Source organism: Phaeobacter sp. S60, from assembly GCF_000826845.1.
Classification (GTDB): domain Bacteria; phylum Pseudomonadota; class Alphaproteobacteria; order Rhodobacterales; family Rhodobacteraceae; genus Phaeobacter; species Phaeobacter piscinae.
Genome location: NZ_JSWJ01000004.1, coordinates 1 through 13,973, shown reverse-complemented (window position 1 = coordinate 13,973; position 13,973 = coordinate 1). Strand labels below are relative to the sequence as shown.

Below are 13,973 nucleotides of genomic sequence, written 5' to 3'. Positions count from 1 at the left end.
ACAACAATGCGAAAGGCGCGGTGTCGTGAAGGATATGGAAGACGGCTATATCACCGAGGACGGGCGCAAGATCGGCGGCGTGGTGATGGAGATGAAAAACATCACCCTGCGCTTTGGCGGCGTGGTTGCGATCAAGGATATCTCCTTTGACATTCGCGAGGGTGAGATCCGGGCCATTATCGGCCCCAACGGCGCGGGAAAATCCTCGATGTTGAATGTGATCTCGGGGTTTTATGTGCCGCAGGAAGGCGAGGTGCTGTTTCGCGGTAAACCCCGCCCGCAGATGCGCCCCTATGAAGTGGCCCGTCAGGGCATCGCACGTACGTTCCAGAATATCGCGTTGTTTGATGGCATGAGCGTGCTGGACAATGTGATGACCGGGCGCCTCAACTTCATGAAAACCAATATTTTTCAGCAGGCGATCTGGCGCGGCAAGGCGGAGGCGGAAGAGACCGAAAACCGCGAGGCGGTGGAACGGATCATCGATTTTCTCGAGATCCAGCATATCCGCAAGACACCAGTGGCACGTCTGCCTTATGGCCTGAAAAAACGGGTTGAGCTGGCGCGCGCGCTGGCCGCGGAACCCAAACTTTTGCTGCTGGACGAGCCGATGGCGGGCATGAACGTCGAGGAGAAAGAGGACATGTCCCGCTTCATCCTTGATGTGAACGATGAATTCGGCACCACCATTGCGCTGATTGAACATGACATGGGTGTCGTCATGGACCTGTCTGATCGTGTTGTCGTGATGGACTATGGCAAGAAGATTGGTGACGGCACCCCCGACGAAGTGCGCAACAATCAGGATGTGATTGATGCCTATCTGGGGGTTAGCCATGACTGATCAGCAGCTCGGCGGGAAAAATTATGAAATTTTTTGGCAAGCGTCTCTGAAGACACTTGCGGGAGGAGAGCGGGATGCCTGAACAACTCGTCTTTGCGATGGAAGTCACGCTGAACGGCCTGATGGCGGGCGTACTTTATGCGCTGGTCGCGCTGGGTTTTGTCCTGATTTACAAGGCTTCGGGCATCTTCAACTATGCACAGGGTGTGATGGCGCTGTTTGCGGCCATGACACTGGTGGGAATTATGAACGGCCAGGTGCCGTTCTCCCATGTGATCAATGCGATCTTCGGGGGGCATATCACCCATTTCGGTTGGACCGTCCCGTCCTTTATCGCAATTCTCATGACAGTGGGCGTGATGGTGCTGCTGGCCTGGATGGTACAGCATTTCGTGATGCGCCATCTGGTCGGGCAGGAGCCGATCATCCTGTTCATGGCCACCATTGGACTTGCCTATTTCCTTGAAGGGGTGGCGGATCTGATGTGGGGGTCAGAGATCAAAGCGCTGGATGTCGGCCTGCCGCAGGGGATCAACCTGTGGATTGACGAGACCACCTATCAGATCTTCGACTACGGCTTCTTCATCGACAACCTCGATATCGTAGCGACGGTTATTGCCGCGCTGCTGGTCATGGGGTTGGTCGCCTTTGCGCAGTACACCAAACAGGGCCGCGCGATGCGGGCTGTTGCGGATGATCACCAGGCGGCCTTGTCGGTTGGCATCTCGCTGAATTTCATCTGGGTGCTGGTTTGGTCTGTTGCGGGGTTTGTCGCGCTGGTCGCCGGCATCATGTGGGGCACCAAATCCGGCGTACAGTTCTCCCTGTCGCTGATCGCACTGAAAGCTCTGCCGGTGCTGATGCTTGGCGGCTTCACCTCGATCCCTGGCGCGATTGTCGGCGGGCTGATCATCGGTGTTGGTGAAAAACTGTTCGAATTCCTGGTCGGCCCGATGGTTGGCGGCGCGACGGAGAACTGGTTTGCCTATGTGCTGGCCCTGCTGTTCCTGGTGTTCCGCCCGCAGGGTCTGTTCGGGGAGAAGATCATTGAACGGGTCTGAGGCCGTTATCATGTCTGCATGGCGCCACCGGAATACGGCCGCGCCATGCCGGTCTCTTCAGCCTTCCAGGCGACGGAAGGCGGCGACGACGATGGCGGCAAAGACGGTGACCACCAGTGTGAAGGCGATGGTGATGTCGCCGACCAATTGGCCGACAAGAACCGTCATGACAGCAGCGGCGCATAGCGCCAAAAGCAACATGCCCCAGGCCGTAGAGGCCGTGGTCCCCGATTGCCGCGCTGTGGCGCGCGCGGGGGGGTGGCGATTGGCCTGCGGTAGCACTGTCGCATCTTCGACTGTGCTCAACAGCCGGTTCTTCGCCTTTGTAAAGTCCTCGGGGGATATGTCTCCCCTGTCCCGGGCAGCCTCTAGCTGCCGGATTTCCTGCAAAATTGCACTCATCGTTCCCACTCACTTTTCCCACGCAGAAGATGGCACAGAGAATTGGGCGAAATGTGGCGAAAGCCGGAAATCCGAAGAAATGGTTAACGTCGGAGGGGTCAGATGACCAAGCTGATTGCCATCGTCAATGTGATTGCGTGGGCCGGGTTCTGGGCCTTTGGCTACCTAGCGCTGACTGCCGAAGGGTTTTCGGAGGCGCAGATGGTCACAGCATCGCTGCTGGCGGCGGCGGGGCTGATCACCGGTATCCTTGCCTATTTGCGACTGGCCCGTGTGGCCGAGCAAACGGGCTACGCAAGCAAGACAAATCAACTCGACGCGGGTCAGAGAAACCGCGCGCAGCAAGAAGGGAGCATCTGAGTCATGTTCTATCGTGAAGCCGGAGATTTCAAAACCTCCTACCAAGATGACAGTCAGACCTTCCCGATCAAGTTTGACCGGATCCGCTACTATGTGGTGCTGGCGCTAGCGTTCCTGGTGGTGCCTTTTGTGGTAAATGATTACTGGGCCAATGCGATCCTGCTGCCGTTTCTGATCTACTCAATCGCCGCAATTGGCCTGAATATTCTGGTCGGATACTGCGGTCAGGTGTCCCTCGGGACTGGTGGTTTCATGGCTGTGGGCGCCTATGCCTGCTACAAGCTGATGACGGCGTTTCCGGAAATGAGCATGTTCATTCACGTGTTGCTTGCCGGTGGTATCACAGCGCTGGTGTGCATCGGGTTTGGTCTGCCATCGCTGAGGATCAAGGGGTTCTACCTTGCCGTGGCGACGCTGGCGGCGCAGTTTTTTCTGGTCTGGCTCTTCAACCGGGTGCCGTGGTTCTACAACTACTCCGCCTCGGGTCAGATCAGCGCGCCTGAACGGGATGTGTTCGGCATCATCATCACTGGCCCCAATGCACCGGCCTGGGCCACCTATATGTTCAGCCTGATTTTTCTGGCCTTCTGCGCATTGGTTGCCCGCAACCTGACCCGCGGGACCGTAGGCCGCAGCTGGATGGCGATCCGTGACATGGACATTGCGGCTGAGATCATCGGGGTGAACCCGCTAAAGGCCAAGCTCTCGGCCTTTGGGGTGTCGGGCTTCTTCATCGGGGTTTCCGGCGCGCTGTTCTTTTCTGTCTATCTTGGCGCCGTCGAAGTTGGTGAAGCCTTTGGCATCAACAAATCATTCCTGGTGCTGTTCATGGTGATCATCGGCGGCTTGGGCTCGATCTTTGGCTCCTTTGCTGGGGCAGCGTTCCTGGTGCTGCTGCCGGTCGTTCTGAAGGTCGTGGGCGTGGATGTGCTCGGCTGGCCCACGGATATCGTGGCCCATATCCAATTGGTAATTGTTGGTGCGCTGATCGTGATCTTCCTGATCGCGGAGCCGCATGGCATCGCCCAGCTGTGGCGCGTGGCCAAGGAAAAACTGAGACTCTGGCCTTTCCCGCACTAAGCGGGACCGGCCAAGCAAGACCGCGGGGCAATAACAAGATCAACCCCCGCTGTGACCCACATCGGACAATTCAAGGGAGGATGAGACCCGATGAAAATGAAACTGACAACTCTGGCGCTGGGCGCCGTGATGGCCGCTGGCCCTGCCATGGCGGACCTGGTGTTTCCGTCGCTGAGTTATCGTACCGGCCCCTATGCGGCCGGCGGTATCCCCTTTGCGGATGGCTATGCGGATTACTTTACGCTGGTCAATGAGCGCGACGGCGGCATCAATGGCGTGAAGGCAAAGGTCATCGAATGCGAGACTGGCTACAACACTGAGAAAGGTGTGGAATGCTATGAGTCGACCAAGGGCGAAGGCGCGCTGGTCTATCAACCGCTGTCCACCGGCATCACCTATCAGCTGATCCCAAAAGTAACCGCAGATGGCATTCCGCTGCACACCATGGGCTATGGCCGGACATCGGCGGCAAATGGCGAAGTGTTCAGCAATGTCTTCAACTATCCTGCCAACTACTGGGATGGTGCCTCGGGGATCATCAACTATCTGCTGGAAGAAAACGGCGGTGATCTGAACGGTAAGAAAATCTCGCTGCTGTTCCACAACTCCGCCTATGGCAAGGAGCCGATCCGGACGCTGGAGGAGCTGTCGAAGAAACACGGTTTCACCCTGTCGACACTGCCCGTCGACCACCCCGGTCAGGAGCAGAAATCCCAGTGGTTGCAGATCCGTCGCGACCGTCCGGATTTCGTGATCATGTGGGGCTGGGGCGTGATGAACCAGGTCGCCATTCAGGAAGCCGCCAATATTCGCTATCCGATGGAGAATTTCATCGGCGTCTGGTGGTCCGGTGCTGAGCATGACGTGATGGCGGCAGGCGAAAAGGCCAATGGCTACAAGGCTGTGACCTTCCATGGTGTGGGTCGTGACTTCCCTGTGTTCGGGGATATCCAGACGCATGTTGTGGACAAGGGGCTTGCGGCTGGTGCCGGCGATCAGATTGGCAACGTGCTCTATAACCGCGGCATGTATGCGGCGATGCTGGCTGTAGAAGCGGCAAAGACGGCCCAGGAAATCCATGGCACCAACGACATCACCCCGGCGATGATGCGTGATGGTATGGAAGCCTTGGAGATGCCCGAGGCGCGCATGTCTGCGCTGGGAATGCCGTATTTCGGTCCCTCCTTCAACGTTTCCTGTGAAAACCACGGTGGCCCCGGTCTGGTTGGGATGACCCAGTGGGATGCCTCGGCCAAAACCTGGAATCTGATCAGCGATTTCGCACCCAGCGACCGCGATGTGATCCAGCCGCTGATCGAGGAAGATTCCATGGCCTATGCCAAGGAAAACAACATCGAGGCGGGCTGCAAGTAACGCAGTCTGGTCTGTCCCCGGCTTTCGGTCGGGGGCGGATCTGCCGAACCGCGTCGCAGCTGGCGCGCATATCATCCGGTGCGGCGCGCGAGGGCCGCACCCACTGACAGACCCGGAACAGGGCGATCGGGTCAGGACCGCGTGAGGACAACAAAAGATGCTGGATACAGCCAAAACCACCGATGTTCAGGCAGAGACCCTGCTTGAGGTCAACAACATCGAAGTGATCTACAACCACGTGATCCTCGTTTTGAAGGGCGTCAGCCTGAAGGTCCCGAAGGGCGGGATCACCGCGCTGCTGGGCGGCAATGGCGCGGGCAAGACGACAACACTCAAGGCGGTTTCAAACCTGCTGCACTCGGAGCGGGGCGAGGTCACCAAAGGGTCGATCAGCTATCGCGGGGAGCGCATTCAGGATCGGGATCCTGCCGAACTGGTCAAAAAAGGTGTTATTCAGGTGATGGAAGGCCGTCACTGTTTCGAACATCTGACCGTTGAGGAAAACCTGCTGACGGGCGCTTATACACGCAGCGATGGCAATGCGAACATCCAGCGCGATCTGGAAATGGTCTATAGCTACTTTCCACGTCTGAAGGAGCGCCGCCGCAGCCAGGCGGGCTATACCTCGGGTGGGGAACAGCAGATGGTTGCCATGGGCCGCGCTTTGATGAGTCGCCCGGAAACGATCCTGCTGGACGAGCCATCAATGGGGCTGGCGCCGCAGTTGGTGGAACAGATCTTTGAGATCGTGAAGTCGATCAATGAAAATGAAGGGGTGACCTTCCTTCTGGCCGAACAGAACACCAATGTGGCGCTGCGCTACTCGCACTACGGCTACATTCTGGAATCCGGTCGTGTGGTGATGGATGGCCCCGCCGCTGAACTGCGCGAGAACCCGGATGTGAAGGAATTCTACCTCGGTATGTCCGACGACGGACGCAAGAGTTTCCGGGATGTGCGATCCTATCGCCGCCGGAAGCGGTGGTTGAGCTGAGGCGGGGTGCTGACATGACAAATTTTGACAGCCTTGAGACCCGCAGTGCAGAGGCCCGTGCCTCGGATTTGGCGGAACAGTTGCCACAGCAGATTGCCCGTGCCATGGCCGCGCCCGGTTATGGCGACAGCTTGCGGGATGTTGATGCCACATCCATTACTTCCGTCGCGGATCTGGCGGCTCTGCCGGTTCTGCGCAAATCCGACTTGGGCAAGGCACAGGCCGCGCATCCACCGTTTGGTGGGTTCACCGTGAAACCGGCCAGTGGTTTTGCCCATATCTTCCAGTCGCCAGGCCCGATCTACGAACCGGGTGGGGTGGATCATGACTGGTGGCGTATGGGGCGGTTCCTGCATGCGGCGGGTATTGGTCCCGGTGACGTGGTACAGAACTGCTTTGGCTACCATCTGACGCCGGCAGGTATGATTTTTGAGAATGGGGCGCGTGCCGTTGGCGCCGCGGTGCTGCCCGCGGGCACTGGCCAGACCGAGCTTCAGGTGACTGCGGCGCGTGACGTCGGGGCCACGGCCTATGCCGGGACGCCAGACTATCTGAAGGTGATCCTGGACAAGGCCGACGCCATGGGTGTGCAGCTGGGCTTTACCAAGGCGGCGGTCGGAGGCGGGGCCTTGTTCCCATCCCTGCGTCAGGAATATGCAGATCGTGGAATCACCTGTTTGCAATCCTATGCGACGGCGGATCTGGGCAATATCGCCTATGAGAGCGCGGCAATGGAGGGCATGATCGTCGATGAACAGGTCATCGTCGAGATTGTCACCCCCGGCACTGGTACGCCAGTTGCGGTGGGTGAAGTGGGCGAGGTTGTGGTGACCACGCTGAACCCGGACTATCCGCTCATCCGGTTTGCTACCGGGGATCTCAGCGCTGTGTTGCCGGGTGAATCCCCCTGTGGCCGCACCAACATGCGGATCAAAGGCTGGATGGGCCGCGCCGATCAGACCACCAAGATCAAGGGCATGTTTGTCCGCCCCGAACAGGTTGCGGCACTGGTCGACAAACACGATGAAATCGTGAAGGCGCGGGTCATTGCCAGCCGGGATGGTGAAATGGATGCTATGACCGTCCAGATCGAAGCACAGAACGGGGATGAAATCGCCTTTTCCCGCTCGGTTGTGGAAGTGCTGAAGCTGAAGGGGCGCGTGGAAGTGGTCGCCCCCGGAGCCCTGCCTAAAGACGGTTTGGTCATTGAGGACCAGCGCAGCTACGACTGATCCCCTGTCCTGTGGGGACCACCCGATCCGGGTATATCTGGCGCAACCGGGTTCCTCCCTCCGGTTGCGCCAGTTTTGGGTTCGCCAAACACAGTGACGTATGCGGGCGCGGCGAATGGCTGCGCTTTGCCATTGTTGCTGGCATTTCCGACGAAAATGATCGAAATAGAGGGCTGCACTGAGGTAGTCCTGCATTCATGCCAAAGATCACACCTATTTCACCCGTAACAGCAGAGGCTGAGCGTGTCGCCGCCGCAGGCGCTGTGCCATCCATTGCAGGCCCAAGCGGCCGTCGGGCGCGGCGAAAGAAACCCGGTGGTGCGCTGTTCGCCACTGTCGGTTGGGTGGTGGCCCTGGCGTGCCTATTGCCAATGCTGGCGGTGAGTCTTGCGGCTCTGACAGGCGGGACAGAGACGATCCGGCACCTGATGGACACGGTGTTGCCGGGGTATGCCGGAACCACATTGGTTCTGGTCCTGCTGGTGGCGCTGGGAACCGGAATGGTCGGTGTGGGTGCGGCCTGGCTGGTGACGATGACCCGCTTCCCAGGTGTGCGAATAATGGAGGTCGTGCTGATCCTGCCGCTGGCCTTCCCGGCCTATGTGTTGGCCTATGCCTATACCTTTGTTCTGGATCACCCCGGCGTTGTGCAGACGACATTGCGACAGGTGACCGGCTGGGGGCCGCGCGACTATTGGTTCCCGGAAATCCGTTCTGTCGGAGGGGCGGCGGTGATGCTGGTGCTGGTGCTTTACCCCTATGTTTACCTGTTGGCGCGGGCTGCGTTTCTGCAGCAAAGCGCGGGGGCCTTTCTGGCGGCGCGTGCGCTTGGCAATACCTCTCTGCAGGCATTCTGGCGGGTCAGCCTGCCGATGGCGCGCCCCGCGATCGCGTCCGGTGTTCTGCTGGCTGTCATGGAGACCATCGCTGATTTCGGTACCGTGAGTTATTTCGGCGTGCAGACCTTTGCCACCGGGATTTATACCAGCTGGTTTTCTCTGGCTGACCGGGCTGGTGCGGCGCAGTTGGCGCTATGTCTGCTTGGGTTTGCCTTGACCTTGGCAGTTGCGGAACGGGCCACACGCGGACGGGCGCGCTATCATCATGCAGGCAAGCATCAGGCCAAGATGCCACCGGTGGATTTGCGTGGGTTTAAGGCGGTTCTGGCGTTTGGTCTCTGTGTCCTGCCGGTTCTCTTGGGGTTCTTGTTGCCAGTTGTGATTCTGGCACAGATGGGGATGGAGTCGGAGCAGACCCTGCTGAGCAAACGCTATCTCGGGTTCCTGCAGAACTCGATTACATTGGCGATGACGGCGGCCATCCTGACGGTGGTCGCAGCAGTTTGCCTTGGGTTTTATCAGCGTCTGCGGCCGGGTCGGCCCTCTGCGTTGGCGGGGCATGTCTCGCGGTTGGGGTATGCGGTGCCGGGCGGGGTGATTGCGGTCGGGCTGATGGTGCCGTTTGCAGCCTTTGACAACGTTCTTGATGCCTGGATGCGGGCGAATTTCGAGATCCGGACCGGCCTGCTGATCACCGGGTCGATCTGGCTGCTGGTGGCCGCTTATATGGTGCGCTTTCTGGCGGCGGCCTTGGGCGCCTATGAGGGCGGGCAATCCACGGTGCATGCCAATATGGACGCTGCTGCGCGTTCGCTGGGGCAAAGCCCGCTGGGTATGCTGCGCCGGGTGCATCTGCCGATCCTGACGCCCAGCCTGATGACCGCTTTGCTGATTGTCTTTGTCGATGTGATGAAGGAGCTGCCTGCGACGCTGATCATGCGTCCTTTCAACTATGATACGCTGGCGGTTCAGGCCTATCGTCTGGCATCGGACGAGCGGCTGGAAGGCGCGGCGGTACCCTCGCTGGTGATCGTGCTGGTTGGCCTGTTGCCGGTGATCCTGATCTGTCGGCAGGTGGGGCGGCGCAGCTAAGTGCGGCCTCCTTTGGTGGCTCAGCTGTGCCACCAATCCTCAATATCTTCGCGGGAGATCCGGGCCGCGGGGCCAAGGGCAACAAGCACGGTTTCTTCCGCCTCGCAGCGTTTGGCAGAGACCTGTCGGCCAACCACATGCAGCTCATACCCGCCGCCGTTGGTCAGCACAAAGCCCTTCATCCGGTAAAGGCCATCGGGCCGGTTCGCCAGTTTGTCACCCAAGCGGCAGCGGTCCATGGGGGCGGTGCTGCGATGGTGCCAGGTGGCATAGGCATGATGGGCGGATTTCTCACTGGTCCTGCCCACAGGCAAAGGCAACACGTCAAACAGGAGATCGGCAATAGGAGCGTCTGCCAAAAGTGTTGGCGTGCGGGCGCCAAGGGCGTTCAGCTGTTCCATAACCGCGCTCGACGGGGTGTCACATTTGCTGATCAGCACCAGATCTGCGGCCCGGATCTGCTGGCTTGCCTGATCACGCAAGAGATCATCGCCAAGGAGATCCGAGAGGTTTTCACCGTCGGCAACGGTGATGATCCCGCCGTAGGACAGCTGAGCTTCGTTCACCACGGTGTTGGCGATGGCCACCGGATCGGAGAGGCCGCTGGCCTCGATCACGATGTGATCCGGGTGGCTCTCTTCTGCCAGAACGCGGTGCAACGCGGCGGTCAGATCCTCCCCTAGCGTGCAGCAGACGCAGCCATTGCTGAGTGCGATGGTCTGTGAATTGGCATCTTGAAGAAGGCTTTCATCAATGTTGATGCGGCCGAAATCATTAACCAATACCGTTAGGCGCAGCCCGTGATCCTCGCTCAGGAGACGGTTGATCAGGGTGGTTTTGCCTGCGCCAAGATAGCCGCTGATGATGGTGACGGGGATTCGGTTCATCGGGTGCGCCCCAATGGAATGATATGGTCACGCATGGCTCGTCCCCCGCTCTGCATCACTGAATTCGGGCTGCAGCTATAGGTGGTCTTATCCCGTCCGTCCACCCACGGCGCGACGTCTGTTCAAGTTGGTATCGGCAGCAATTACCGCGATTGAGTTATGGCGTATCCGCTTTGTTGGGGGGGCACCTCAGACAATGCGATTGGCGATAGGCAGCGGGGTCGCCCTAAAATCACGGGGACCCGAGAGGGGCTTTGTCCGCCGGGCAGCAAAACCATGAAAAAGGGATGGAAGCCGTGTTGAACCGCAATGAATTGATTATTCGCATTGTCCTGTTGGGGCTGGGGGCGACGGCCTTCATGGATCTCTGGGCGATTGCCGCCGATGCGTTGTTTGGTGTTCCGCAGAGCAATTTTGCGGTGGTCGGGCGCTGGCTTGGCCATATGCCTGAGGGGGTGTTCACCCACGACAGTATCCGCAAGGCGGCGCCGGTGGCGAATGAGGCCGCACTGGGCTGGACTGCACACTACAGTGTTGGCGTGATCTTCGCGGCGGTCTTCGTGGCGGTTGGTGGGCAGCGTCAACTGCTGCAGCCGGGGCCGGTTGCACCGATTCTCTTTGGTCTGGTGACGGTAGTGGCCCCGTTCTTCATCCTGCAGCCGGCACTGGGCGCGGGTATCATGGCGGCAAACAAACCCAATCCGGATGCCGCGCGGCTGAAGAGCCTGATGTCGCATTTCTCGTTCGGGCTGGGGCTGTATGTGGTGGCGTATGGCCTGTCCCGTCTGGCGCCCAAGGGTCAGTCTGGATCTGGGGATCAGGTTTCACCGGCAGAATAGGTCGGTTGCGGTGCGTCCTTCAGAACAACAAAGGCGCAGTAGAATTTCCTGCGCCTTTATCTTTAGATCAATGACGCATATGCGCCGGTCGTCCCACTGGGGGGATTATTCCCAGCCCACCTGATTGAAGATTTTCTGGGCGGTGGGGATGTTCTTGGCCACGTCGGACAGCTGAACATCATCCGGCTTGAAGTGACCGAGTGCTGCGATGCTGGGGGCCAAGGCGACGCCGGGGACCGCGGGGTATTCGTCATTGCCAGCAGAGAAATACTGCTGTGCCTGATCGGAGGCGAGGTATTCCAGGAACTTTACCGCGTTGTCTTTGTTGGGGGCGTTTACCGCCACACCACCGCCGGACAGGTTCATATGCGCGCCTTCTGCATCCTGCGCAGGGAAGACCCAACCGATCATGTCGCGATCTGCTGAGAGGCCTTTCACGTCTTTGCGGATGGAGCGGGCGAAGTAGTAGCTGTTGCCGACTGCGATTTCGCATTCGCCAGAGACGATGCCGCGCAGCTGGTCGGTGTCACCACCCTGCGGTGCGCGGGCCATGTTGGCAACGACGCCTTTTGCCCAGTCGGTTGCAGCCTCTTCACCGTGATGGGTGACGATCGAGGCCAGCAGGGTCTGGTTGTAGGTGTTGGTCGACGACCGGATGCAGACCTGACCTTTGTAGGCGGGATCGGCGAGATCGAGATAGGTTTTTGGCGGGTTGGCGACGTCTGCCTTGTCAAAGAAGATGATGCGCGCGCGTTGCGAGAAGCCGAACCACTGGTTGTCTGCATCCTGCAGATAACCGGGAACGCGGGCTTCCAGCGTGTCGCTGTCGATGGCCTGCAGCAGGCCTTCGTTCTTGGCGCGGGCAAGGCGAGAGGTGTCGACCGTCAGCAGAATGTCGGCGGGAGAGTTCGCACCCTCGGCGCTCATGCGGGCGATCAGCTCGTCGGCTTTGCCTTCGATGCGGTTGATGGTGATGCCGGTGGCCTCTTCAAAATCAGAGTAGAGACGTTCGTCGGTATCATAGTGGCGCGAGGAGTAGAGGTTCAGCTCACCCTCGGCAGCGGCAGATGTTGCGACGGCGGCGACCAAGGCGCCTGCAAGAATGGTGGTCGATTTCAGCATGGTACATCCCATCTATTCAAAACACTCAGGGGTCTTGGCCAGTGGCGTCGAACCCGACTGATTTGCTCAGATAAAGAGTTTCAGCACAATTGCAAAGCAAAACCGACAAAAAGAATCAGAAAAAGACGCAGGCCTCTGCGACCTGGTTATTTGTGGCGATGTGAGGGGGACAAAATAAAAAAACCGCATCCGAAGATGCGGTTTTCAAATCAGCTAAGCTGCGTCTGGCAATCAGCCCTGGCGTGCTTTAAAGCGGCGCTGGGTCTTGTTGATCACATAGACACGGCCCTTGCGACGCACAACGCGGCAATCACGGTGCCGGTTCTTGAGCGAGCGGAGCGAGTTCTTGACCTTCATGGCCTATCTCCTGTTCTGCGGCGCGAACCAGCGCCTGGGTTGCGGGGCTCCGATCGTTGGACCAGAGCAATGAATTCATGGTGGGCGATACAAGGTTCGAACTTGTGACCCCTTCGATGTCAACGAAGTGCTCTACCACTGAGCTAATCGCCCATGAATACCTACGCTTTCGGCCGGCCCCAAATTGAAAGGGGCGCGGATGACCGCGCCGGTGAGGGGTCTATAAAATGAGTCGGAGAGGGGTGCAAGAGCTTTTGACCGCAGAAATTTCCGGTCTATGCTGTTTCTTGTATCTGATCGGCCGGAGCCTGCATGTCTGACACAGTATATTTGGTGGAAATGCCACAGGAATTGCGGTCTGGGGTTGTTTTTGCCTCGCCGCACAGCGGATCGGACTACAGCGCGGCGTTTCTGGCGCAGACGATTCTTGATCCTTTGCAGCTGCGCAGTTCGGAAGACGCCTTTGTTGATCAGCTGTTCGCAGCCGCGCCGCGATTCGGAATGCCCCTGCTGACGGCGCGGGCGCCCCGCGCCTATCTCGATCTCAACCGTTCCACAGAAGAGCTGGACCCGGCGCTGATTGAGGGGGTCATCAAACGCGGGCAGAACCCGCGGGTGGCTTCGGGGCTGGGCGTGGTACCACGTGTGGTGGCCCATGGGCGGGCGATCTATCGTGGCAAGCTGAGCCAGAGCGAGGCGAGTCAGCGGATCGCCTCCTATTGGCGGCCATATCACGCTGCATTGCAGCAGCTTCTGGATCAGGCGCGGATCGGGTTTGGACAGGCGGTGCTGATTGACTGCCATTCGATGCCGCATGAGGCGATATCTGCTGCCGGGCGCCGGGGGGCTGGGCTGCCTGATGTCGTGCTGGGGGACAGGTTCGGCGCTGCCGCCTCCTCCGAGGTTATGGACCGGGTCGAAGCGGCGTTTGTCGGCGCCGGGCTGCGCGTGGCGCGCAACACCCCCTTTGCGGGAGCCTATATTACGCAAACCTATGGTCGCCCATCGCGTGCGCAACATGCAGTGCAGGTCGAAATTGATCGGAGCCTCTACATGAATGAGGCGCGCGTGGAAAAAACCGCTGATTTTGCCGCGCTGCAGATGGTGCTGACCGATGTGATTGCGGAACTGTCGCGGCTGAATTGTGATCCGGTGCCTCTCGCAGCGGAGTAAGTCAGGCCGCTGTTAGCGAAGGGCGCGACCTTTCTGGATGGCAGATTTGCCAAAACGTTCGCGAATGGCATCTGTCGCGCGCTCGGCTTTGGCGCGCTGACCCGCCTGAGGGTCGAGCAGATCACCGGTGATATCGGCCTGGGTTTCCGGGACCAGATCGGAAATGCCACAGCCAAGCAGCCGGTAGGGACCTTCGTTGCCAACCTGATCCAGCAGGGCACGGGCAGTGCGATAAATGGTGTCGGCGATCTGCGTGGCGTCGCGCAGGGAGTGCCTCCGGGTGAGGCTGCTGTGATTTGCGCGTTTCAGCTTCAGCG

The 13,973-nt window shown here is 59.3% G+C and carries 14 protein-coding genes, 1 tRNA gene and 1 pseudogene; 10 read left to right on the top strand and 6 right to left on the bottom strand.

All coding sequences use genetic code 11. From position 1 onward, the window contains the following. The first annotated feature begins 34 nt into the window (after positions 1-34). Both OO25_RS05005 and OO25_RS05000 read left to right on the top strand, forming a co-directional pair. Positions 35-844, top strand: coding sequence for an ABC transporter ATP-binding protein (locus OO25_RS05005; protein WP_096790007.1), 810 nt, complete (start codon positions 35-37; stop codon positions 842-844). Positions 845-918: 74 nt separating this feature from the next. Beyond that, positions 919-1,905 (top strand): branched-chain amino acid ABC transporter permease, encoded by a 987-nt coding sequence (locus tag OO25_RS05000; protein WP_040170218.1) that lies wholly within the window; start codon positions 919-921, stop codon positions 1,903-1,905. 57 nt (positions 1,906-1,962) lie between these two features. Here the strand turns inward: OO25_RS05000 and OO25_RS04995 are convergent, their stop codons facing one another. Further along, complete coding sequence (locus OO25_RS04995) at positions 1,963-2,307, bottom strand: SHOCT domain-containing protein (protein ID WP_040178761.1); 345 nt, start codon at positions 2,305-2,307, stop codon at positions 1,963-1,965. Positions 2,308-2,409: 102 nt separating this feature from the next. Between OO25_RS04995 and OO25_RS04990 the strand changes: the two genes are divergently transcribed. From OO25_RS04990 to OO25_RS04965, 6 genes are all read left to right on the top strand, one after another. Beyond that, entirely contained in the window at positions 2,410-2,667 is a 258-nt protein-coding gene (locus OO25_RS04990) for a hypothetical protein (protein WP_040170221.1), read from the top strand. A gap of 3 nt (positions 2,668-2,670) precedes the next feature. Next, positions 2,671-3,747, top strand: coding sequence for a branched-chain amino acid ABC transporter permease (locus tag OO25_RS04985; RefSeq protein WP_014876151.1), 1,077 nt, complete (start codon positions 2,671-2,673; stop codon positions 3,745-3,747). A gap of 90 nt (positions 3,748-3,837) precedes the next feature. After that, on the top strand, positions 3,838-5,121 hold the full coding sequence (locus tag OO25_RS04980; RefSeq protein ID WP_040170225.1) for an ABC transporter substrate-binding protein: 1,284 nt from the start codon (positions 3,838-3,840) through the stop codon (positions 5,119-5,121). 157 nt (positions 5,122-5,278) lie between these two features. Beyond that, complete coding sequence (locus OO25_RS04975) at positions 5,279-6,115, top strand: ABC transporter ATP-binding protein (protein WP_014876149.1); 837 nt, start codon at positions 5,279-5,281, stop codon at positions 6,113-6,115. 14 nt (positions 6,116-6,129) lie between these two features. Beyond that, a complete protein-coding gene (locus OO25_RS04970) occupies positions 6,130-7,347 on the top strand; it encodes a phenylacetate--CoA ligase family protein (RefSeq protein WP_040178760.1) in 1,218 nt (405 codons plus the stop codon). Between the two features lie 197 nt (positions 7,348-7,544). Beyond that, on the top strand, positions 7,545-9,278 hold the full coding sequence (locus OO25_RS04965; RefSeq protein WP_040178759.1) for an iron ABC transporter permease: 1,734 nt from the start codon (positions 7,545-7,547) through the stop codon (positions 9,276-9,278). A gap of 20 nt (positions 9,279-9,298) precedes the next feature. Here OO25_RS04965 and OO25_RS04960 read toward each other — a convergent pair whose 3' ends face one another. Beyond that, positions 9,299-10,165: a GTP-binding protein gene (locus OO25_RS04960; RefSeq protein WP_040178758.1), complete on the bottom strand. Its 867-nt coding sequence runs from the start codon at positions 10,163-10,165 to the stop codon at positions 9,299-9,301. A 287-nt stretch (positions 10,166-10,452) separates the two neighbouring features. Here OO25_RS04960 and OO25_RS04955 point away from each other — a divergent pair, with 287 nt between their 5' ends. After that, positions 10,453-11,004: a DUF2938 domain-containing protein gene (locus OO25_RS04955; RefSeq protein WP_242406986.1), complete on the top strand. Its 552-nt coding sequence runs from the start codon at positions 10,453-10,455 to the stop codon at positions 11,002-11,004. Positions 11,005-11,109: 105 nt separating this feature from the next. On the opposite strand, the gene OO25_RS04950 is transcribed toward OO25_RS04955, so the two are convergent. The 3 genes from OO25_RS04950 to OO25_RS04940 form a co-directional block, all read right to left on the bottom strand. Continuing rightward, on the bottom strand, positions 11,110-12,126 hold the full coding sequence (locus OO25_RS04950; protein ID WP_040170233.1) for a Fe(3+) ABC transporter substrate-binding protein: 1,017 nt from the start codon (positions 12,124-12,126) through the stop codon (positions 11,110-11,112). A gap of 231 nt (positions 12,127-12,357) precedes the next feature. Beyond that, positions 12,358-12,483 carry a type B 50S ribosomal protein L36 gene (gene ykgO / locus OO25_RS04945; RefSeq protein ID WP_008562923.1) on the bottom strand — a complete coding sequence of 42 codons (126 nt, stop codon included), beginning with the start codon at positions 12,481-12,483 and terminating at the stop codon, positions 12,358-12,360. A 78-nt stretch (positions 12,484-12,561) separates the two neighbouring features. Then, positions 12,562-12,636, bottom strand: a tRNA-Val gene (locus OO25_RS04940). A gap of 159 nt (positions 12,637-12,795) precedes the next feature. Here OO25_RS04940 and OO25_RS04935 point away from each other — a divergent pair. After that, on the top strand, positions 12,796-13,656 hold the full coding sequence (locus OO25_RS04935) for an N-formylglutamate amidohydrolase (RefSeq protein WP_040178757.1): 861 nt from the start codon (positions 12,796-12,798) through the stop codon (positions 13,654-13,656). A 12-nt stretch (positions 13,657-13,668) separates the two neighbouring features. Here OO25_RS04935 and OO25_RS04930 read toward each other — a convergent pair. Beyond that, a pseudogene (locus OO25_RS04930) lies at positions 13,669-13,973 on the bottom strand (DNA polymerase IV); the annotation flags it as partial.

Bases quoted from the DNA above. Each gene is read 5' to 3' on its own strand.
- OO25_RS04970 (WP_040178760.1), top strand. From the start codon at position 6,130: ATGACAAATTTTGACAGCCTTGAGACCCGCAGTGCAGAGGCCCGTGCC.
- OO25_RS04995 (WP_040178761.1), bottom strand. From the start codon at position 2,307: ATGAGTGCAATTTTGCAGGAAATCCGGCAGCTAGAGGCTGCCCGGGAC.
- OO25_RS04985 (WP_014876151.1), top strand. From the start codon at position 2,671: ATGTTCTATCGTGAAGCCGGAGATTTCAAAACCTCCTACCAAGATGAC.
- ykgO (WP_008562923.1), bottom strand. From the start codon at position 12,483: ATGAAGGTCAAGAACTCGCTCCGCTCGCTCAAGAACCGGCACCGTGAT.
- OO25_RS04955 (WP_242406986.1), top strand. From the start codon at position 10,453: ATGGAAGCCGTGTTGAACCGCAATGAATTGATTATTCGCATTGTCCTG.
- OO25_RS04975 (WP_014876149.1), top strand. From the start codon at position 5,279: ATGCTGGATACAGCCAAAACCACCGATGTTCAGGCAGAGACCCTGCTT.
- OO25_RS04980 (WP_040170225.1), top strand. From the start codon at position 3,838: ATGAAAATGAAACTGACAACTCTGGCGCTGGGCGCCGTGATGGCCGCT.
- OO25_RS04950 (WP_040170233.1), bottom strand. From the start codon at position 12,126: ATGCTGAAATCGACCACCATTCTTGCAGGCGCCTTGGTCGCCGCCGTC.
- OO25_RS05000 (WP_040170218.1), top strand. From the start codon at position 919: ATGCCTGAACAACTCGTCTTTGCGATGGAAGTCACGCTGAACGGCCTG.
- OO25_RS04935 (WP_040178757.1), top strand. From the start codon at position 12,796: ATGTCTGACACAGTATATTTGGTGGAAATGCCACAGGAATTGCGGTCT.
- OO25_RS04960 (WP_040178758.1), bottom strand. From the start codon at position 10,165: ATGAACCGAATCCCCGTCACCATCATCAGCGGCTATCTTGGCGCAGGC.
- OO25_RS04965 (WP_040178759.1), top strand. From the start codon at position 7,545: ATGCCAAAGATCACACCTATTTCACCCGTAACAGCAGAGGCTGAGCGT.
- OO25_RS05005 (WP_096790007.1), top strand. From the start codon at position 35: ATGGAAGACGGCTATATCACCGAGGACGGGCGCAAGATCGGCGGCGTG.
- OO25_RS04990 (WP_040170221.1), top strand. From the start codon at position 2,410: ATGACCAAGCTGATTGCCATCGTCAATGTGATTGCGTGGGCCGGGTTC.